This is a genomic window from Superficieibacter electus, assembly GCF_002915575.1.
GTDB lineage: Bacteria > Pseudomonadota > Gammaproteobacteria > Enterobacterales > Enterobacteriaceae > Superficieibacter > Superficieibacter electus.
In genome coordinates this window covers 203,185-224,342 of the sequence record NZ_PQGD01000008.1, presented here as the reverse complement: position 1 = coordinate 224,342, position 21,158 = coordinate 203,185, and the positions used below count along the sequence as shown (strand labels likewise).

The following is a 21,158-nucleotide window of genomic DNA, read 5'->3' as shown; positions in this document are numbered from 1 at the left end:
ATCGCACGCTATCTATATTGAACATTATGAAAACGACATTCTCCCGGCCTTCGGGCGAGGCGCTGCACCTGGATAAGCAGCTCTGCTTTGCTCTTTATTCCACAAATCTGGCGCTGCATAAGCTCTACCGACAACTGCTGGCTCCGCTTAACCTGACTTATCCGCAATATCTGGTGATGCTGGTGCTGTGGGAGAGGGATGACATTACCGTTTCCGAAATTGGCGAAAGGCTGTTTCTGGATTCTGCAACGCTGACGCCGTTACTGAAACGACTGGAATCTGCCGGCTTACTGGAGCGCCAGCGCTCACGTCAGGATGAACGCCAGGTAATGGTGACGTTGTCCGGCAGCGGGCGAGCGCTGGAAAAGCAGGCGCAAAAAATACCGGATGCGGTCGGCTGCGCCCTCGCCTGCGAGAGTGATACGCTGACGGCACTTAAACAGCAGCTTGAAGAACTTCGTGAACAACTACAGCGGCGTTAGCCTGATTTACGCCGATGAGAACGTTATTTAAATCGCACGCTATTTTATAGCAAACAACAATAAGGAACCTGCCATGTCTTTAGAAAAAGTGATTTACACCGCCAAAGCCAAAGCTACCGGTGGCCGTGATGGTCGTGCCACCTCTTCCGATGGATTTCTGGACGTTAAACTGGGCGTACCAAAGGAAATGGGCGGTGCAGGTGCTGAAGCGACTAACCCGGAACAACTGTTTGCCGCAGGTTATTCCGCCTGTTTCCTCGGGGCCATGAAATTTGTTGCCGGCCGCGACAAAATCGCTATTCCAAAAGAGGCTTTTGTCGAAGGTGAAGTCGGTATCGGCCCACTGCCGACCGGTTTTGGCATTGAAGCTACGCTCACTATTCACCTGCCAGGTATGGACCAGGCGGAAGCGAAAAAGCTGGTGGATGCGGCCCATATTGTGTGCCCGTACTCCAACGCCACCCGTGGCAACATTGACGTGACGCTGAATATCGTCGACTGAGTAAGCCTTCTTAATACAGGCGTGCCCCGGTACGCTTGTATTAATCCCCTCCTCGCCTGCCTGCCATTCCCTGCACTGTGTTACTATGTGCCATTATTACTTCAGTCTCCCTTTTTTAGTATTGAGATAGCGTATGTCTTCCAGAATTTTGACGCCTGATGTGATCGGTATTGACGCCTTTATGCACAATTACGCCAGCGTGCTGGCGCAGGCTGAAGGCCAGGCAGTTGCTGTCTTTGCCAATAACGCACCGGCGTTTTATGCGCTCTCCCCTGCCCGCCTCGCGCAGTTGCTGGCGCTGGAAGCTAAACTGGCGCGCCCTGGCAGCGATGTTACGCTGGATGAGCGTTTGTATGAAGAGCCAGCCAGTGCGCCGGTGGCGGTGCCAATGGGTAAATTTGCCATGTATCCCGACTGGCAGCCCGATGCTGATTTTCAGCGTCTGGCAGCCCTGTGGGGCATTGCGCTTACTCAGCCGGTGACGGCAGAAGAGCTGGCCGCCTTTACCGCCTACTGGCAGGCCGAAGGCCGCGTTTTCCACCATGTTCAGTGGCAGCAAAAACTGGCGCGTAGTGTGCAAATCAGCCGGGCCAGTGGTGGGAGTGCGACAAAACGTGATATCAATAGCCTGAGTGAACCTGACGATCAGATCCCCCCCGGTTTCAGAGGTTGAACATGAAAAACGTCGGCGAATTAATGAAACGTTTGCAAAAGGTAATGCCAGCGCACATCAAGCCCGCTTTCCATACGGGTGAAGAGCTGCTGGCCTGGCAAAAAGAGCAGGGAGAAATCCGCTCCGCCGCCATTGAGCGCGAAAACCGGGCGATGAAAATGCAGCGCACGTTTAACCGCTCCGGCATTCGCCCTCTGCATCAAAACTGCTCTTTTGAAAATTACCATGTGGAAAACGAAGGGCAGATGAATGCGCTGGCAAAGGCACGGCAATACGTAGAAGAATTTGACGGCAACATTGCCAGCTTTATCTTTTCAGGCAAGCCCGGTACCGGTAAGAATCACCTTGCTGCCGCCATCTGCAATGAATTGCTGCTGCGGGGTAAATCGGTTTTGATTATTACTGTGGCCGATATTATGTCGGCGATGAAAGACTCATTCGGCAACCGGGAAATCAGTGAAGAACAACTGCTCACCGATCTGAGCCGGGTCGATTTGCTGGTCATTGACGAAATTGGCATGCAGAACGAGTCACGCTATGAAAAAGTGATTATTAATCAGATTGTCGATCGCCGCTCCTCTTCCAAGCGTCCGACTGGCATGTTGACCAACAGCAATATGGACGAAATGAACAAACTGCTTGGTGAACGCGTGATGGATCGAATGCGCCTTGGTAATAGTTTGTGGGTGATCTTTAACTGGGATAGCTACCGCAGCCGCGTGACCGGGAAAGAGTATTGAGATAATTCTTGTCCGCAGGCGGGGTATACTCAAAAAATGGCTTCTGTTTAACATGAGTATATCTATGAAACCTGCAAAATCGTTGTTTTGTGGCGCACTACTGAGCGTCGCGCTGCTCTCCCCCACCGCTAATGCCGCAAGCTGGCAGGATTCTCTTTCAAGCGCTGCCAGCCAGTTAAATAGTCAGAACGGTAGCCAGCTCTCCTCGCTGGGCAGCCTGCTTAACGGCGGCAGCCAGGCGTTAAGTGCAGACACCATGAATAATGCCGCCGGCATCCTGCAATACTGCGCCAAACAGAAGCTGGCGTCGGTCACCAGCACGGAAAATATTAAAAATCAGGTGCTGGAAAAACTGGGACTGGATCAGCAGGAGCAAAAGGAAGATACCAACTATCTGGAAGGTATCCAGGGACTGCTGAATACCAAAAATGGCGAACAACTCAACCTCAGCAATCTGGGTGAAACGCCGCTGGCGCAAAAAGTGAAAACCAAAGCCTGCGATCTGGTCTTAAAACAGGGCGTTAACTTCCTTTCCTGATCTCCTCTTAATGGCCGCGCCCGTGATGACGCGGCCTCTTCCTTAATGACATAAAAATACGCCCGCGATCGCAAAAGGTCGCTTTTCGGACGAATTCCGAACCACAGCACATTTTTATGACGCCATAATTGCAGCAATGCGACAACGCCATTACATTGTAGGCGCTAAAAAAACACTGATTAGCCAGTAGAGCCTGGCGCTGTTGAGGATAGCTCGTTGTCAGAACTCATTTCCGTTGCCTTGTTCCTGGCCTCAGTGGTGATTTACGCCTGGAAAGCAGGCCGTAACACCTGGTGGTTTGCCGCCACGCTGACGGTACTGGGCATATTTGTTGTATTGAACATCACGCTTTATGCCAGCGACTATTTCACTGGCGACGGCATCAATGACGCCGTGCTCTATACCCTGACTAACAGCCTTACCGGAGCAGGAGTCAGTAAATATATCCTTCCCGGGGCGGGTCTGAGCCTGGCGTTAATCGGCGTTTTTTTTGCGCTAGGCTGGGTGCTGCGCCGCCGTCGACATCATCCGCATCATATTGGTTATAGCCTGCTGGCGCTGGTACTGGCACTGGCCTCCGTTGACGCCAGCCCGGCCTTCCATCAAATCACCGAGCTGGTGAAATCGCAGTCCCGTGATGGCGATCCGGATTTTGCCGACTGGTATAAAGAACCCTCGAAGCGCATCGCTAACCCTAAACTAAACCTGGTGTATATTTACGGTGAAAGCCTGGAGCGTACTTACTTTAACGAACAAGCGTTTCCGGATTTGGCTCCTGAACTTGGCGCGCTAAAGAAAGAAAGCATCGATTATAGCCATACGGAACAACTGCCGGGCACGGATTACACCATTGCCGGTATGGTTGCGTCCCAGTGCGGTATTCCTCTGTTCGCGCCCTTTGAAGGCAATGCGTCAGCGTCGGTTTCCAGTTTCTTTCCGCAAAATATTTGTCTCGGCGATATCCTGAAAAACTCCGGTTATGAAAACTATTTTATGCAGGGTGCCAACCTGCGCTTTGCCGGGAAAGATGTGTTTCTTAAGTCACATGGATTCGATCATCTTTACGGGGCAGAAGAACTGAAAACTACCGTGGCTGACCCGACTTACCGCAACGACTGGGGCTTTTACGATGATACCGTACTGGATGAAACCTGGAAGAAGTTTGAGGAACTTTCCCGCAGCGGTAAACGCTTTTCGTTATTTGCCTTAACCGTCGATACGCATCATCCCGATGGTTTTATTTCCCGCACCTGCAAGCGCAAAAGCTATCAATATGACGGTAAGCCGAATCAGTCTTTCAGCGCAGTAAGCTGTAGCCAGGAGCACATCGCCGCGCTGATTGAAAAAATCAAAGCCTCGCCGTGGTTTAAAAACACCGTTATCGTCGTCTCCTCCGATCATCTGGCGATGAATAACACGGCGTGGAAATACCTGAATAAGCAGGATCGCAGCGATCTGTTTTTTGTTTTGCGTGGCGATAAACCTCAACAGGACGTGTCGGGGGTGAAGCGCAATACAATGGATAATGGCGCAACGGTGCTGGATATTATGGGCGGCGATAACTTTATCGGACTTGGACGTAGTAGCCTCTCCGGGCAGTCGCTTTCCGAAGTTTTCCTGAACATGAAAGAGAAGGTGCTGGGCTGGAAGCCTGATATTGTGCGTCTGTGGAAATTCCCGAAAGAGATGAAGGACTTTACCATCGACGGCGAGAAAAATACGATAGCTTTCTCAGGAACTCACTTCCGTCTGCCGCTACTGCTGCGCGTGTCTGATAAGCGTGTAGAACCCCTGCCGGAAAGTGAATACTCTGCTCCGCTTCGTTTCCAGTTGGCCGATTTTGCTCCGCGCGATAATTTCGTCTGGATAGATCGCTGCTACAAAATGGCGCAACTGTGGGCACCGGAACTTGCCCTTTCGACTGACTGGTGCGTTTCTCAGGGCCAGTTGGGTGGAGAGCAAAAAGTTCTGCATGTCGATAACGCCCAATGGAAGGGGAAAACCGCGTTTAAAGAAACGGTGATCGATACCGATCGCTACAAGCACAATGTCGATCTGCTGAAAGTTGTCGACAACGACATCCGTTATAAAGCCGACAGCTTTATCTTTAATGTAGCGGGCGCGCCGGAAGAAGTGCAACAGTTCAGCGGGATTTCACGCCCCGAATCCTGGGGACGCTGGTCCAATGCGCAGCTCGGTAAAGAGGTGAAGATTGAGTATAAGGAACCCCTGCCGGAGAAATTCGATCTGGTGATCACTGCCAAAGCCTGGGGTCCAAATGCCAACCGGCCAATCCCGGTACGCGTCGGTAATAAAGAGCAGACGCTGACCTTAAGCAATGAGGTGTCCACCACTACGCTGCATTTCGACAATCCGTCGCGCAGCAAAACGCTGGTGATCGTACCGCCGGAACCGCAGTCTACCAATGAGGGTAATATCCTGGGCCATTCACCACGGCAACTGGGGATTGGAATGGTAGATATCAAAGTGGTTAAGTCTGAGGGATAAAATTTTTTGCCGCCCGGCGGGGAGATCCTGCCGGGCATTAAGGAGGCTTAGTGCGGCAGAAGCTGTTTTACATCGCTGGCGCTTAAGCCAGTTGCGCGCAGCACGCTTTCGACTCCAACGCCATCACGCAGCAGATTACGGGCTATTCTCAACGCTTCCGCACGACGTCCTTCTTTATGCCCCTCTTCACGTCCTTTTTGTTCAAGTTGTTCAGCAATAGTCATCAACGTTTCCTCATGTTGCGGTAAACGACGCGCCAGCTGACGAAAAAATGTGCCAGCGTCCAGGGTGCTGCCGTACTGACCGATATAGTTAAACAAGGTGATAAGTTGTCTGTGAGTAGTATATCCAGGCAATATTAGCGTGACCAGTTGCTCAATGAATCCGGCGAGATCGCGCTGGCGAATATGCTTTTGTAACAGTTCCAGTAACGCAACCCGGCGGTGTTGCATAATGACATCATCCGGGATAACGGTAATATCCACCAGCGGAAACGGCTGACAGTAAAGCTGCTGCGCAAGCGCCGGGTCGCTGAATTCCGCCAACCAGTTAAGCGGCCAGGGATAAGGCGTCTCAATGCCGTGGTAAAACAGCATGGGAACCACCAGCGGCAACCGTTTATGACCCGCGTCCAGGTGACGCTGCATCGCGCCAATAGCATAGCGCATCAGGCGAAACGCCATATGGCTGTCTGGTGAACTCTGATGTTCAATGACGACATAAATATACCCTTCACTGTCCTGCATTTTCACGGAGTAAAGTACGTCCGAGTAATACGCCCTGAGATCTTCTTCAACAAAGCTCGCCGACTCCAGCTTTAGCGTCTGTAAATCACAGCGTTGAAGTACAGAGGAAGGCAGATGAATATCAAGAAAATCACGCGCGGTATCCGTATGACGGAGAAACTGTTTAAAAACAGCGTCGTGAGGCGTAGCAGTGCTGTGCTTTTTCATGGCAATCCCGTGCCGGTTAACAGTAAGCCGGACTGTATCACCGTTTGCCTTATCGTCTGTTTCGGGTTCAACGATTTACGAGCCTGCTCGAAAAAAAATTGCCCGGCACAAAAGGCCGGGCAGCGTCGGTTAATACTCGAACTGTCGATAGTAACGGCGAATATTTAAATCGTGTCCGGTATGGTGTTCGAAGTGCGCCGCCAGCCTGTCCACCAGCAGCGTGGAAACTATGCACGGCGCGAGTAGCCAGCGGAAAGCGTCGTCAATGCCGTTCAGGCGGTAATCGCGCGGATCAATCACTACCAGGTGCTGCGTAATTTTCTGCGCAAAATGCTCGACGCGATCGTCCAGCGCGCGACATCTCCCCTCGCCTTTCACCAGGAATAACGGCACCTCTTTCTCCAGCAGTTCCAGCGTGCCGTGGAAAAACTCGGCGGAAGAGACAGATTTGGTGCGCTTCCACTGCATCTCTTCGAGAATACACATTGAGAAGAGATACACTTCGCCCCACATCTCCGCGCCACCAATCCACATCATATAATCACTACTGTGATACTGACGGGCTATTTCCTGCGCGCGCGGATCGAAGTCGCGTTTTGCCTGTAATAAATTCTCCGGCAATAATTCCAGTTGGCGGGCGAAACGCTCGTACTGCGTAAATTCGCCATTCAGCGCAATCAGGCGGAAGAAAAGCCAGTAAAGCAGCATATACTCGTATTCCACACCGTTTTTATGACGCATCGGAATATGCCAGGTAGAGGCACGAGCAAGCGGCGAATCGGCATTTTTCGTGATGGCGACGACGCGAATACCCTGGGCCTGGCACCATTCGGCAATGGCTACAGACTCTTTGGTATCACCTGATTTAGACAGGGTAATTACCACCGAGTCTTTATTCATTTTTTTACTGCCTTTACTGATTAACTCTGCAGCTTGTTCGACGTAGACCGGCAGCATGGTCATTTCTTTGGCAAATTCATTAATTGCCATCATCGGTGCCAGCGAACCGCCAACGGCGGCAAAAAATACATTACTGAATCCGCTCTGATGAATATCTTCCGCGGTGTGCTCCGCCTGTTTACGCGCAGCAACGATCTCACGAGCACTGGTCTGGTACTCGTCCTGATTAAACCCTAACATATTATCTCCTGACTATCAGATTTTGCTTTTTAATACCCGATCGAAGTCATCGAATATCCGCACAGATAAATCAATACCTTTTAATGAAGCAATGTGGAACGCCAGCATTTGAACAGGCACAATTAATAACAGGGGAGCCAGGTGATGATCGAGCGGGCAATTCAACGCCAGCGTATTATCATCTCCCCGATCCTCCAGCGTCAGGACAAATGCGTTTTTTACCGACGGGGACATATAGTCGCATAACGCAACACTGCGCGGCTCGTGGCGATCCTGAATAAAAAACATCACATGCTCACGATTGGCCTCCAGATAGGGGCCATGCATATACGCCTCAAGTTCAAAGCCACTGGAGGGAACGCGTACGGTTTCGGTAAATTTGGTTTCCAGCTCCTTTGCGACCCCAACCAGTGCGCCGTAGCCCACTGCGACGAACCGTGTACCGTCACGCAGGGTATCCCGATGTCGTTGAATAAATGCCTGCGTTTGCGCAATCGTTGCCGGAAGGGCGTGAATCAAACGCTCCAGTCCGGTAAGCCAGACCTCAGCGTGCTGCGGCGTGGTTTTGCCCTGTGCTCTGGCAAGGGTCAACGCCATCAGCAGAAGATTGAGCACCGTAGCGCTAAAACCCCGCGTTACGAAGCCGACACTTTCAATACCGGTATTAATATCAATCACCTCATCACACTCCCGCGCTATCGGACTTTGCGGATCGGACGTCAGAGCGAAGACCGGCAGCGATGCGGCGCGGATTTTACGTACCGCGTCGAGTGTTGACGCGCTTTTCCCGCTCTGTGAGACGGCAATCACCATATCGGTATGCGGATCAATGCGCTCATAGTGGGTAAAGTTATACGGCTCTTTAATTTCCACCAGCATGCCGAATTGCTGTTCAAAGAAGTAGCGCGCGCACAGGGCCGCGTTAAGTGACGATCCGGTTGCCAGGATCAGCAGGCGCTTAATCGCCCGCGTTTGCGCGAACCTGTCCACCGGCTGGAGCGTCTGCGGATAATCACGCAGGATCTGCGCCAGCGCGGCCGGCTCCTCATTGATGTAGCTCATCATTGTCGGTTTCATTTTTCCCTCCGGTTAAAATATGCCTATCCATGAACCTAAAATGCCCACCAGTGCCATACCTCCGATAATGGTCAACGGCTTGACTTTACGCCCGAGCAGCCAGTAAACGATGCCAAAACTCACTAACGGCAGCAGGCAGGGCATGATGTCGTTAATAATTCCCTGGACCTCGGTCTTCGCCTCACCGGCACCAAAGGTAATAGGAATGGTGATGTCAATCATCGACGCAGTCATCGCTCCCACCACCATCAGACCGATAATAGAGGCACCGTAAGTCAGACTTTCCATCATTCCGCTTTGCTGAATGCGGTGCAGCACACCGGTTCCCAGCACGTAGCCCCAGCGGGTAAATAGCCAGCGCACCAGCAGGTGCGGCACGTTAAACACCAGCAGGAACAGGATCGGCCCGAGGATATTCCCCTTCAGCGCCAGACTGGTGCCAATACCGGTGGCAATCAGGCGCAACGTGCCCCAGAAAAAAGAATCCCCCAGCCCGGCCAGTGGTCCCATCAGAGACGCTTTAACGTTATCGACAGCGTTAGCATCCCTATTGCCGTTCTGACTGTTCTTCTCCTCCATCGCCGTGGTAATGCCGAGGATCAGCGTTACGATATGCGGCGTGGTATTGAAAAACACCAGATGGCGTTTCAGCGCGATAACCAGATCGGCCTTACGCGGATATAGCTTTTTCAACACCGGGATCAGGGCATAAACGAACGCCAGGTTCATCTGTCGCTCATAGTTCCAGGAAAACTCCATCTGGAACGACCGCCAGAACACGCGACGCAGATCCCGCGCGGTGATGACGCTCTCCGCCGTTTGTGCGTCGTCGTCAGAAATCATCTTCGTTGTCATCCGGAACTCCTTGTGCGGTAGAAGGGCTGAGCGAATTAAAGGCGGTGACATTCACCATGATGACCGCCACAATGGCCCCGAGAATGGCAATACCCGTCACCGGGATTTTGAGATAGGCCATCAGTACAAAACCGAGGAAAAAGTACGGTGCTACTTTTTTGTTAATCAAAAGCCGCGCCAGCATCGCGAAACCGAGAGCCGGAATGATCCCCGTTGCCACGCTCAGGCCGTGCTTGATAAATTCCGGGATCGCATCAAGTAATCCTTTTACAGCGCTACTGCCCACGAGGAACGACACGGTTACCACCGTTGCCAACATTAATGACAGGCCAAACCCGGCGATCAGGTGCATGCGTTCAATACCGCGGGTATTCGCCTCGTCCGCATAGCTGTCGGCTTTCTGGCTTAGCATCGGAATGAATATCCCCAGATAGACGTTTTTCAACACCAGCGTCAGCGTGGCAATTGGCAGCCCCAACAACAGCGCCGTTTCCGTTCCCGCACCGGAGGTAATGGCAAATGCCACGCCAAGGATGCCGCCAGTCACTACGTCCGGCGGGATAGACGCCCCCACCGAAAACGAACCGATAAACGCCAGTTCCAGCGTCGCGCCCATGATGATGCCCGTCTGTACATCGCCCAGTACCAGCCCCGTTAGCAGGCCAGTCACAATGGGACGAGACAGTAACGAGGTTCCCATCGCATATTCAGACTGGGCGATAAATGCCACCAGCCCAAGTAAAAGTGCTTCAACCATAATGAGTCCTCCGCGATTAAACGCAGTCGGTAAATAGCTGCTTGCGATCGTTAGGTACCAGGCGAATTTCCACTTCAACCCCCGCCTGTACTAATTGCTGCAACTTCTCTATTTCATCCGGCAGCAAATTAATCGCTTTAGAAATATTCTTACTTCCCTCTCTGGCTTTAATGCCGCCCAGATTAATGCTCGTAATCTCAGGCACTTCACGAATAATTCGCCAGGCATCGTTAACGGACTCCACCACAATAAATAACTGGTATTTGTCCGTTACTCCGCTTTTTATCGCTTCAATTGAATCGTGAATATTTTTAATGACAAGCTTAACCGATGGCGGTTTAGCAAGCTTGATCGTTGTCTTTCTTAATTCATCATCAGGTACATCATCATTAGCGATGAGGATACAGTCCGCCCCGACATACTGGGTCCAGGAGAAGGCTACCTGCCCGTGTAACAGTCGATGATCTACGCGTAGAAAAGTAATCATAATATCCCTCTGTGTCAGAATTCTTTATCGTTATGCATTGCGTCATGAATCGTTTGATTGCAATACTGAATACTCTCCTTCGAATTTATTAGTGCCTCATTGATATATTTAAGGGTGTTTTCTTCTTCCATTGAAATTAATAAGTCGATGGCCAGAGGTAAATTCAACCCCGCTAACAGATGGAAGCCCGGACGAGGTAAAAAGCGAATGAATTCGTTATTTACACTGCCAGCAAAGATATCAGTAATGACCACAACTTCGTCATTATCAGAAAAGCGCGCCATCAGCTCGTTGACCTGATGGCTGATATCCACGCCGTCATCTATATAGGCGCACAGTGTGTGGATATCGCGCTGTTTACCCAGAATAAGCTCTACGGAGCTTAATATACCGCTGGCGAGCAAGCCGTGACTGGCAAAAATAATGTGTCGTTTCATCCTGACCTCGTTAAGCCCCTTTACTGAATAAAAGAGTGCAACCGGCGTGCCAGAAAAAGTGGCGCGCCGTAAAGGAGATGAGGAAAAACGCTAAAACTCTTGATCCTGCTCGATTAATTCCGTTTCAAGCGACAGGATGTCGTGAATGTAATACAGCTCGGAGACAGGGATTTTGACACTATAACTGCTTTCAATGACACTAAATGCTTCGCGCAATAACGCCAGCGCTTGTTCCTGACACTGTCCGTTACCGCTATAACGCTGAATAGCTGTATTGCGGATCAGGCGCTCAATCAGGCAACTGATGTGAACATACAGGGCAACTTTGCGATCGTTGGCGACCTCTCTACCGACAAGATGTTCGTAGCGCGCTAAAAACTGCTCCACCTGATTGAGGACTTTGCCCGTATCCAGAATCGTCACTGACTCAATAACCCGACGCAGAGAAAAGTTTTTTAACATCAGATTATTGATTTCATTTACTCTTTCGGTAGTGGTGACATTGCCAAAAATACGCATCAAATGGCGGTTTCCTTCACCAGAAACCAGCGAATCCAGCGAAATCCACGGTACGGATGTAATATGCGGGTCGAGGGTGCCGACAATTGCCAGCACGTCATAACGCGTAAAAATAGCTTCATCACCGCGGTTCCCTGCCAGCGAGTCGTAGTCACAGGCCACAACCTCAATCGCCAAATCCTGCGGGATGCTGTCCTTCAACAGCGTACATAAATTTGATGCCGCCCCTATCCCTGTGGCGCAGGCGGTCAGGATCACCTTTGGTTTATTGATTTCTGGCCAGACCAGCTGATATTCCACTGGCAAAGAGGTATGGATGTCGCGGGCAATATCCTCAATAAAATGGCCCTGTAAAATACGATCCCCCACGTACAGCGCCATGCCAGTTGAAACATTATTAATAATCGCCACCGGCGTGGTCATTGCGCGGTTAAAGTGACGATGGATCTCTTTAAGCGATCCCATATCAACAAGGATCACCAGCCCGCTGGCCAGTGTGTTGCGCTCAATGTAGCTCATCACTTCTGCGGCAATGGCCTCCGGCGTGACATCGAGCGGCATATCAAATGATTCAAACAGATTACTTTTCAGCAGTCGATTTGCCACATTAGCGATACTACTGGCGGTGGCATAGCCGTGCGCAAGGATCACCGCCCGCGTTACGGGCTGCTGGTTCATCGCTCCCGCTTTTTGTAGCCACAGCATCAGTAGCAATATGTCAATGCGCCGTGGTTCGATATCCAGTTTGTGTCCGATGGCTTCCAGCACCTCCTGACAAAAATGCCACAGCAGGGGGTATTTTTGCGCCAGAAAAGTTTCCATTTGCCGTGTGCGCTCATGACTTAGCCGTGATGTTACGCTGGCAGAACGGTGTACCAGATAATGGCTTAATGCATAAAGACAGTTGCCGTTGAACTGAATATTAAAACGTTTCTCCAGCCGGTAAAATTCCTCACGCACCTGATTTGTCGTCAGCAATAATAATGTCGGGCTTTGCTTGTGATGACTCTCAAAAATCAACCGATCAAAAAGCGTTTCAATCTCCTCCCCCATCAACTTTTGTACATCCTCCCACCTGGCCTGCCCGTCGGCCACGTGGCCGAAAAGCGCCAGCACGCGACACTGTACATCACAGATAATCCCCTGCACGCTGTCTCTGGCGTTGAGCAACCACAGCAGGCTGTTATGCGGATCGACCGTCAGCGGCGGCTCTTCATTAAGCGGCTCGCTGAGCGCCACCATTGAGGCCAGTACGTTTTCGGGCAGATCGTGGATGGCAATTTTCAGCGTCTCGCTACCGGGTTTTTTTGCCCAGGCAGAGGCGACCGTGTATTTCACTACATTTTTTAGCTCACCAACGTTGCCACGGTAAACGGTGCCGTTCAGCACCTGAATCAGCCGCGAGCTTAGCGTTAACGGAACGCCCACCTTTTTCGCCTCCTGCCAGAAAAACTGCAAAATCAGCGCTTCTTTCTCTTTGCGGCTACGGTTTTGCAGGTCCGGCAGCGTTACCTGAATGGGAATACGGCGCAGAAAAGTGGTCAGGAAGGTACTGTGAATATCCTCAGTGGTGGCGAAGACAAGCCGAACCTGCACCGCTCGCCCCCGCGCCGTTTCACCCAGCCGGTAAATTTCCCCGCAGTCCAGCCAGGTAAATAGTTTCTCCTGACCATCAGCGTTGAGGCGATGCACTTCATCCAGAAAAAGTACGCCACCGTTCGCCGCCTCAAATGCCCCTTCCCTGTCGTTTTGTGCACCGGTAAATGCGCCTTTCACATAACCAAACAGATTGGCGGCCAGCAACTCCGGGTTGCTGGCGTATTGCGCACAGTTGAAGCTAACCAGCGGCGCATCCGGCTCCAGTATTCCCTGCGCCAGCGCGTATTCATGCATCAGCTGTGCCATATAACTTTTGCCGGTACCACTCTCACCAGTGATCAACAGCGGCAGGCCACCGTCCGGATAAAACAACGCCGTTTTCATTTGCTCAATGGGTTTTTTCAGGCTTTCATCGTGGCCAATAAGTAAAGAGAAATGGTCGGGGGCAGGTCGCTCCTGCTCTCCCTCTGTCAGCAGTTCCGCCACGCTGGCATATTCCTCGCGGCTTAACGGAAAGTAGTGCTGGCAAAAGGTGCCTTTATGCAGAAAGTAGACGGGTCGGGTATTTATTTTGATTAGCTCGCCTTCTGCCACCAGTTGATTCAGATAGTGGCTGGCGGTATTACGCTGCATAGCAAAACGCCCGGCGAGGTAACGTGCCGTGAAAACCTCGCTCACCGCCTGGGGATTAAAAAAATCCGTTTGATTACTGAGGAAAGCCAGCAGTTCTTCTTTACGCATCGACTCCGCCCTGGTGAATGCATGGGGAGGCTATGATGCCGTCAAATGCCTATTCTTTTGTACACTGATTTCACATTCTGCGGCGCAGGGCACAAAATGATCGTCACGACCTTATGTGTAAAGGGGTGAACACCTTGATTAAGGGGCGGAACAATCCGCCTTTAGATTGGAATAAAGGCCCCTTCAGATCGATTGTTCACCAACCTGTTTTTGTTATTTTTCCGGGTAAAGGTTCCTTTTACCCGGCCCTATAAAAGCTCTAATATCAATACGTTATTGTAACCTGTAGATCTGTGCAAGCGAAGCACCGCCTGGCATCATTCTACGGTATAACGTTTATCAGAAGGTTTCCCAGTTCTCGCTGCCCTCAGCGGCAACCGCTTTACGCGCCATCACCGGAGCCGGAGTGGACGTCACCTTCGCCGTATTCACCTCACGCTGCTGCGCCTGCAAAATACGGAATACAGCGACGGCCTGGGTCAGGCGACTGGCCTGCTCTTCCAGCGCGGCGGCGGCGGCGGCAGATTCTTCCACCAGCGAGGCGTTCTGCTGTGTCACACGATCCATCTCGGCAACCGCCAGCCCCACCTGGTCAATACCCCGGCTTTGCTCGTCTGAGGCGGACGCGATTTCACCCATAATATCAGTCACGCGGGTGACGGCATTGACGATCTCATCCATTGTTTCACCCGCGCTCTCAACGAGTGTGGAACCCAGATCAACACGGTTTACCGAGTCTTCAATCAGGCTTTTGATTTCGCGGGCTGCCTGCGCGCTACGCTGCGCAAGGTTACGCACTTCACCGGCCACCACTGCAAAGCCCCGACCCTGCTCGCCAGCGCGCGCAGCTTCAACGGCGGCATTTAACGCCAGGATATTTGTCTGGAAAGCGATACCATCGATCACACTGATAATATCGGCGATTTTTTGCGAACTGCCCGCAATGTCCCGCATCGTTTGTACTACGTTGTCCACCACTTTGCCGCCTTTCTGCGCCGTTTCGGAGGCGCTCAGCGCCAGCTGGCTGGCCTGGCGGGCGTTCTCGGCGTTCTGCTTGACGGTGGCGGTTAACTCTTCCATGCTGGCAGCCGTTTCTTCCAGAGAGGCCGCCTGCTGCTCGGTACGGGAAGAAAGGTCATTGTTACCCATCGCAATTTCGCTGGCCCCGCTGTAAATGGCATCCGCGCCATCACGCACGTCACCCACGGTACGTACCAGCTCACCCTGCATATGGCGCAGACTATCAGCCAGTTGCCCCATCTCATTGGAGCCTTCCACGTCGATAGGTTTCACCAGGTCGCCGCTGGCAATATGTCGAATGCTTTCTATCAAACGGTGCAGCGGCGTCAACAGTGCGCGGGTAATGCCCATCCACACCACCATGATGACGAGCAGCACCACTAAAAGCGTTCCGCCCAGTACCCATAATGTCTGGTTATACGATCCCTGGTTTTCTTCGACCGCTTGTTGATACAGCGTGTCATTTTGCTGCAGGTATTCACGATACTGCTTCTCAAAACCGTCCTGATAGCTCTGGGTCGGCTGATCGAAAAACTCGTTGATCTTACCTGCACCCAGTAAGCGGATCAGATCGGCCAGCGCATCGTGGTAAATGCCATAGTTACGCTTGATTTCCATCGCCGCTACGTTGCTTTGACGCGGATCGCGCGGCTGAGCTTCGTATTCTGCCCATGCCTCTTCCGCCTGCTTCAGCGTACGGCTGGCGATCTGCGATAGATCAGACACGGTTGCGCCGCTGCCGATATTGTTCTGATCCATCATATAGCGGATGCCCGCGCGGTTAAGCGTATTACGGGTCTGTAACAGCGCAACCCAGCTTTCATTAAGGGTGGACTGCTGCTGGCGGATGGTTTGCAGGACAGTGAAGTTTTCTTTGTCGTGCTTCAGGGCGTTAAAGAACAGGCCACCTGAGGTGAGCTGTAAAAGGCCAAATAATCCCAGTACCAGCATTAAGCCGGTGACAATCTTGATACGATTTAACATGTCTTCTCTTCCATTAAACTGATATCGGGTTTTCGGCCCGGGAGGAGAAAACTTTACGGAAAATCGTGCTGTACACCCTTCTCAATAACCTGGTTCTGGTGACGGTAGCGGCTTTAAGACTGTCCACGTAACCGCTTTTTTAATTGTGATCTCAATCACATATTCGTTTTGCGCCTGTCTTGCCTGCTAACCGCTCCCCCGCTTCTCTGACCGCTTAAATTCGCATACGACCACTCATTCAAATTGTCCAATTTTTACGCGCCCCCCTCTGGCATCATCCGCACTGGCATAGCAATTTCAGAACATTTCTTACACATACCTACGCAGCTGCGGCTGCTTATTTTCTTAAACGGCCAGGTTTCACTATGGATACTAAAAAACTCTTCAGGCACATACCCTGGGTGATTCTCGGGATCATCGGTGCATTCTGTTTGTCGGTTGTCGCCCTGCGACGGGGTGAGCACGTCAGCGCCCTGTGGATTGTGGTGGCGTCCGTCTCGGTCTATCTGGTGGCGTATCGCTACTACAGCCTTTACATCGCCCAGAAGGTGATGCAGCTTGACCCGACGCGGGCAACACCTGCGGTCATCAATAATGACGGTTTGAACTATGTTCCGACCAACCGTAACGTCCTGTTTGGACACCACTTTGCCGCCATCGCTGGCGCAGGCCCGCTGGTTGGGCCGGTGCTGGCAGCGCAGATGGGCTACCTGCCCGGCACCCTGTGGCTGCTGGCCGGGGTGGTTCTCGCCGGTGCGGTACAGGACTTTATGGTGTTGTTTATCTCGTCTCGCCGTAACGGTGCGTCTCTCGGTGAGATGATCAAAGAAGAGATGGGTCCGGTACCCGGGACTATTGCGCTCTTCGGCTGCTTCTTAATCATGATCATCATCCTCGCCGTACTGGCGCTGATTGTGGTGAAAGCGCTGGCGGAAAGTCCGTGGGGCGTGTTTACTGTCTGCTCAACGGTGCCGATCGCATTGTTTATGGGCATTTACATGCGCTTCCTGCGGCCTGGTCGCGTGGGCGAAGTGTCGATTATCGGCATCGTGCTGCTGGTGGCTTCCATTTACTTTGGCGGCGTGATTGCCCACGACCCGTACTGGGGTCCGGCGCTGACCTTCAAAGACACGACGATCACCTTTACCCTGATTGGCTACGCGTTCGTGTCCGCCCTGCTGCCGGTATGGCTGATTCTGGCCCCGCGCGATTATCTCGCCACCTTCCTGAAAATCGGCGTGATCGTCGGTCTGGCGATTGGCATCGTGATCCTTAACCCGGAACTGAAAATGCCTGCCATGACCCAGTACATTGACGGTACCGGGCCACTGTGGAAAGGCGCGCTGTTCCCGTTCCTGTTTATTACCATTGCCTGCGGTGCGGTCTCCGGCTTCCATGCGCTGATTGCCTCCGGCACCACGCCGAAACTGCTGGCCTGTGAAACCGACGCCCGTTTCATTGGCTATGGCGCAATGCTGATGGAGTCGTTTGTCGCGATCATGGCGCTGGTGGCAGCGTCAATCATTGAACCGGGTCTCTACTTTGCGATGAACACCCCGCCAGCCGGTCTTGGCATCACCATGCCGAACCTGCACGAGCTGGGCACTGAAAATGCGCCGGTGATCCTCGCACAGCTAAAAGACGTGACCGTGCATGCAGCGGCCACCGTCAGCAGCTGGGGCTTTGTGATCTCCCCTGAGCAAATTCTGCAAACGGCGAAGGATATCGGTGAGCCTTCGGTACTGAACCGTGCCGGTGGTGCCCCAACGCTGGCTGTCGGTATCGCCCACGTGTTCCATAAGATCATTCCGGCGATGGATATGGGCTTCTGGTATCACTTTGGCATCCTGTTTGAAGCGCTGTTTATCCTCACCGCCCTGGATGCGGGTACCCGTTCCGGTCGCTTTATGTTGCAGGATCTGCTGGGTAACTTCGTGCCGTTCCTGAAAAAAACCGACTCGCTGGTGGCGGGTGCCGTTGGTACGGCGGGCTGCGTCGGCCTGTGGGGCTATCTGTTGTATCAGGGCGTGGTCGATCCGCTGGGCGGCGTGAAAAGCTTGTGGCCGCTGTTCGGTATCTCCAACCAGATGCTGGCCGCCGTCGCGCTGGTCCTCGGCACCGTGGTACTGGTGAAAATGCAACGCACCAAATACATCTGGGTCACAGTGATCCCGGCGGTATGGTTGCTGATTTGCACCACCTGGGCGCTGGGCCTGAAACTGTTCAGCACCAACCCGCAGATGGAAGGCTTCTTCTACATGGCGAACCAGTACAAAGAACGTATTGCCGCCGGTAGAGAGCTGACCGCGCAGGAAGTGGCCAACATGAATCATATCGTGGTCAACAACTACACCAATGCGGGCCTGAGTATCCTGTTCCTGGTGGTGGTTTACAGCATCATTTTCTACGGTCTGAAAACCTGGATGAAGGCGCGTAACACCAGCGGTCGCACCGACAAAGAAACTCCGTACGTTCCGGTGCCGGAAGGCGGCGTGAAGACCTCTTCACATCATTAATAGTCATGCCGGATAGCCTGTTGCTAATCCGGTATTGACTCAGGCCAGACGGTACGTAAATCACCGTCTGGCTTTATTCATATCTGGATGGCGCAATGTTTGGTAACTTAGGACAGGCAAAAAAATACCTCGGCCAGGCGGCAAAGATGCTGATTGGCATTCCGGACTATGACAACTATGTTGATCATATGAAAACTAACCATCCGGATAAACCTTACATGACCTACAACGAATTCTTCCGCGAGCGTCAGGAAGCGCGCTACGGTAGCGGTGGAAGCAGTTGCTGTTAAAAGGAACGATGATGACTCCGATTGCTGTCACTCTTCTTACGGGCTTTCTCGGCGCGGGAAAAACCACCCTCCTGCGGCATATACTCAATGAACAGCACGGTTTTAAAATCGCCGTGATCGAAAACGAATTCGGCGAAGTCTCCGTAGACGATCAGCTGATCGGCGATCGCGCCACGCAAATTAAAACCCTGACCAACGGCTGCATTTGCTGTAGCCGCTCTAACGAGCTGGAAGATGCGCTGCTGGATCTGCTTGACGGTCTCGACCGGGGTGAGATCGACTTCGATCGACTGGTGATTGAATGCACCGGCATGGCCGATCCCGGTCCGATTATTCAGACCTTTTTCTCGCATGAAATCCTCTGCCAGCGCTACCTGCTGGATGGCGTTATTGCGCTGGTGGATGCCGTTCATGCCAATGAGCAGATGAACCAGTTCACCCTTGCCCAATCGCAGGTGGGCTATGCAGATCGCATCCTGCTGACCAAAACCGACGTTGTGCAAGAGACAGAAAAGCTGCGTGAACGCCTGGCGCGCATCAACGCCCGCGCGCCGGTTTACACGGCTATCCATGGCGATATCGACCTTTCCCTGCTGTTTAACACCAACGGTTTTATGCTCGAAGAGAATGTCGTCGCGGCTAAGCCACGTTTTCATTTTATGGCGGATAAGCAGAATGACATTACTTCCATCGTGGTCGAGCTGGATTACCCGGTTGATATCAGCGCTGTATCACGGGTAATGGAAACGCTGCTGCTGGAATCGGCGGAAAAACTGCTGCGCTATAAAGGCATGTTGTGGATCAAAGACGCGCCGAACCGCCTGCTGTTCCAGGGCGTCCAGCGGCTGTATAGCGCCGACTGGGATCGCCCGTGGGGTGAAGAAACGCCGCACAGCACGCTGGTGTTTATTGGCATCCAGCTGCCGGAAGACGAGATCAGGGCCGCATTTGCGCAGTTGCGGGGTTAAAAAGTGCCCGCCTTATCCGGCGCGCCTCCTTCAGGCCATACCAATAAAGAAACCGGCGATGGTGGCGCTCATCAGGTTGGACAGCGTGGCCGCCGCCAGCGCGCGCATTCCCAGTTGCGCAATTTCTGACGCCCGCCGGGGCGCTATGGCGGAAAACGCGCCGACGACCACGCCGATGGAGCCGAAGTTGGCGAAGCCACACAGCGCGAAAGACACAATGGCAACGGTTTTCACATCCAGTGTTCCGGCTGCCTGTAGATACGGAGAAAAACTGAGATACGCCACGAACTCGTTAATTGCCAGTTTCTGCCCGATCAAACTCCCCGCCAGCGTCGCATCATTCCAGTCAACGCCCATCAGCCAGGCCAGGGGTGCCAACAGATAACCAAGGATGCTTTGCAGCGTGGCATCGCCGAAGCCGAACCAGTCGCCTACGCCACCAATAATGCCGTTGATCAGCGCAATGATTGCCACGAAGGCCATCACCACCGTCGCCACGCCAACGGCGATTTTTGTACCGGTCATCGCCCCACTCGCCACTGCTTCAATCAGACTTTTCGGCGGCGTTTCGCTAAATGACAGATTGTCGAACGTCACCTGTGAGGCTTCCGTTGCCGGGCTGAGCAGGCGGGCAAATAGAATCCCGCCGGGGATCGCCATCAATGACGCCGCCAGCAGATATTCAATCGGCACGCCCAGACTGGCATAACCAATCATCGTCGAACCAGCAATAGACGCCATCCCGCTACAAATGGCGGTAAACAGCTCGTTACGATTCAGACGATTGATAAACGGCTTCACGATTGCCGGGATCTCATTTTGCCCGAGAAAAATGGTGGTGACGGCGACAAAAGATTCGATCTTACTAATGTTAAGGGCCTTCTGAAAAATACCGCCAAGAAGGCGGATCAGTATTCCCATTACACCAATATAATAAAGCAGGCTAACTAACGCGGTGATAAAAATAATAGCGGGCAGAACCCGGAAGGCAAAAATAAAACCGGCACCGTCAAACAACGTATCCATTTTCGGCCCAACCAGCGAACCAAAAATAAATGCGCTACCGGCGTCACTATAGGTAATGACCTGATGAATTCCATAGGCAGCCTTTTCTGCCAGCCATTTGCCTGGCGGCAAATAAAGCATAATCCCGCCAATGACGATTTGTAATAATAATGCTGCACCAGTTGTTCGCAGACTAATGTTCTTTTTATTTACTGACAGTAGAAAAGCAATTGCCAGTAATACCACCATACCCAGAACGCTTCTCATTACTTCCATAATGATGATCCTTTATATTGGTCTTTCGGTATGTCTGATATCGTTACGGGCGACCGCTGACTGCCCGTTGCAGGAGTCAGGCATACAGCGA

Annotated in this window: 19 protein-coding genes; 9 read left to right on the top strand and 10 right to left on the bottom strand. The window is 52.4% G+C overall.

Annotated elements, in window-relative coordinates:
• Positions 1-26: 26 nt before the first annotated feature.
• From CHU32_RS12050 to opgB, 6 genes are all read left to right on the top strand, one after another.
• Positions 27-482, top strand: a complete 456-nt coding sequence (locus CHU32_RS12050) for a MarR family winged helix-turn-helix transcriptional regulator (RefSeq protein ID WP_103675764.1) — start codon at positions 27-29, stop codon at positions 480-482.
• Positions 483-555: 73 nt separating this feature from the next.
• Positions 556-984, top strand: coding sequence for an organic hydroperoxide resistance protein (locus CHU32_RS12045; protein WP_103675763.1), 429 nt, complete (start codon positions 556-558; stop codon positions 982-984).
• A gap of 133 nt (positions 985-1,117) precedes the next feature.
• Positions 1,118-1,657 (top strand): primosomal protein DnaT, encoded by a 540-nt coding sequence (gene dnaT / locus CHU32_RS12040; RefSeq protein WP_103675762.1) that lies wholly within the window; start codon positions 1,118-1,120, stop codon positions 1,655-1,657.
• A 2-nt stretch (positions 1,658-1,659) separates the two neighbouring features.
• Entirely contained in the window at positions 1,660-2,397 is a 738-nt protein-coding gene (gene dnaC, locus CHU32_RS12035) for a replicative helicase loader DnaC (protein WP_103675761.1), read from the top strand.
• A gap of 64 nt (positions 2,398-2,461) precedes the next feature.
• Positions 2,462-2,935, top strand: a complete 474-nt coding sequence (locus CHU32_RS12030; RefSeq protein WP_103675760.1) for a YjjA family protein — start codon at positions 2,462-2,464, stop codon at positions 2,933-2,935.
• Positions 2,936-3,151: 216 nt separating this feature from the next.
• Positions 3,152-5,443 carry a phosphatidylglycerol--membrane-oligosaccharide glycerophosphotransferase gene (opgB, locus tag CHU32_RS12025; RefSeq protein ID WP_103675759.1) on the top strand — a complete coding sequence of 764 codons (2,292 nt, stop codon included), beginning with the start codon at positions 3,152-3,154 and terminating at the stop codon, positions 5,441-5,443.
• 47 nt (positions 5,444-5,490) lie between these two features.
• On the opposite strand, the gene CHU32_RS12020 is transcribed toward opgB, so the two are convergent.
• From CHU32_RS12020 to tsr, 9 genes are all read right to left on the bottom strand, one after another.
• The gene (locus tag CHU32_RS12020) at positions 5,491-6,396 is read right to left on the bottom strand and encodes an Rpn family recombination-promoting nuclease/putative transposase (protein WP_103675758.1); all 906 of its coding nucleotides are present in this window, start codon (positions 6,394-6,396) and stop codon (positions 5,491-5,493) included.
• Between the two features lie 129 nt (positions 6,397-6,525).
• Complete coding sequence (locus CHU32_RS12015; protein WP_103675757.1) at positions 6,526-7,536, bottom strand: SIS domain-containing protein; 1,011 nt, start codon at positions 7,534-7,536, stop codon at positions 6,526-6,528.
• A gap of 15 nt (positions 7,537-7,551) precedes the next feature.
• Complete coding sequence (locus CHU32_RS12010) at positions 7,552-8,613, bottom strand: SIS domain-containing protein (protein WP_103675756.1); 1,062 nt, start codon at positions 8,611-8,613, stop codon at positions 7,552-7,554.
• A gap of 12 nt (positions 8,614-8,625) precedes the next feature.
• Positions 8,626-9,468: a PTS system mannose/fructose/sorbose family transporter subunit IID gene (locus CHU32_RS12005; RefSeq protein WP_176691645.1), complete on the bottom strand. Its 843-nt coding sequence runs from the start codon at positions 9,466-9,468 to the stop codon at positions 8,626-8,628.
• Positions 9,446-10,225, bottom strand: a complete 780-nt coding sequence (locus CHU32_RS12000) for a PTS mannose/fructose/sorbose/N-acetylgalactosamine transporter subunit IIC (RefSeq protein ID WP_103675754.1) — start codon at positions 10,223-10,225, stop codon at positions 9,446-9,448. Before CHU32_RS12000 ends, CHU32_RS12005 begins: the two co-directional genes overlap by 23 nt.
• A gap of 16 nt (positions 10,226-10,241) precedes the next feature.
• Entirely contained in the window at positions 10,242-10,712 is a 471-nt protein-coding gene (locus tag CHU32_RS11995; protein WP_103675753.1) for a PTS sugar transporter subunit IIB, read from the bottom strand.
• A 14-nt stretch (positions 10,713-10,726) separates the two neighbouring features.
• Positions 10,727-11,149 carry a PTS sugar transporter subunit IIA gene (locus CHU32_RS11990; RefSeq protein WP_103675752.1) on the bottom strand — a complete coding sequence of 141 codons (423 nt, stop codon included), beginning with the start codon at positions 11,147-11,149 and terminating at the stop codon, positions 10,727-10,729.
• Between the two features lie 90 nt (positions 11,150-11,239).
• On the bottom strand, positions 11,240-14,008 hold the full coding sequence (locus CHU32_RS11985; protein WP_103675751.1) for a sigma-54-dependent transcriptional regulator: 2,769 nt from the start codon (positions 14,006-14,008) through the stop codon (positions 11,240-11,242).
• 339 nt (positions 14,009-14,347) lie between these two features.
• The gene (gene tsr / locus CHU32_RS11980) at positions 14,348-16,012 is read right to left on the bottom strand and encodes a methyl-accepting chemotaxis protein (RefSeq protein ID WP_103675750.1); all 1,665 of its coding nucleotides are present in this window, start codon (positions 16,010-16,012) and stop codon (positions 14,348-14,350) included.
• Between the two features lie 365 nt (positions 16,013-16,377).
• Between tsr and CHU32_RS11975 the strand changes: the two genes are divergently transcribed.
• The 3 genes from CHU32_RS11975 (at position 16,378) to yjiA (ending at position 19,786) form a co-directional block, all read left to right on the top strand.
• Positions 16,378-18,528: a carbon starvation CstA family protein gene (locus tag CHU32_RS11975; protein WP_103675749.1), complete on the top strand. Its 2,151-nt coding sequence runs from the start codon at positions 16,378-16,380 to the stop codon at positions 18,526-18,528.
• Positions 18,529-18,623: 95 nt separating this feature from the next.
• Positions 18,624-18,818: a YbdD/YjiX family protein gene (locus CHU32_RS11970; protein WP_103675748.1), complete on the top strand. Its 195-nt coding sequence runs from the start codon at positions 18,624-18,626 to the stop codon at positions 18,816-18,818.
• Positions 18,819-18,829: 11 nt separating this feature from the next.
• Positions 18,830-19,786, top strand: a complete 957-nt coding sequence (gene yjiA, locus CHU32_RS11965; protein WP_103675747.1) for a GTPase — start codon at positions 18,830-18,832, stop codon at positions 19,784-19,786.
• 30 nt (positions 19,787-19,816) lie between these two features.
• On the opposite strand, the gene CHU32_RS11960 is transcribed toward yjiA, so the two are convergent.
• A complete protein-coding gene (locus tag CHU32_RS11960) occupies positions 19,817-21,067 on the bottom strand; it encodes a NupC/NupG family nucleoside CNT transporter (protein ID WP_103675746.1) in 1,251 nt (416 codons plus the stop codon).
• Between the last annotated feature and the right edge of the window lie 91 nt (positions 21,068-21,158).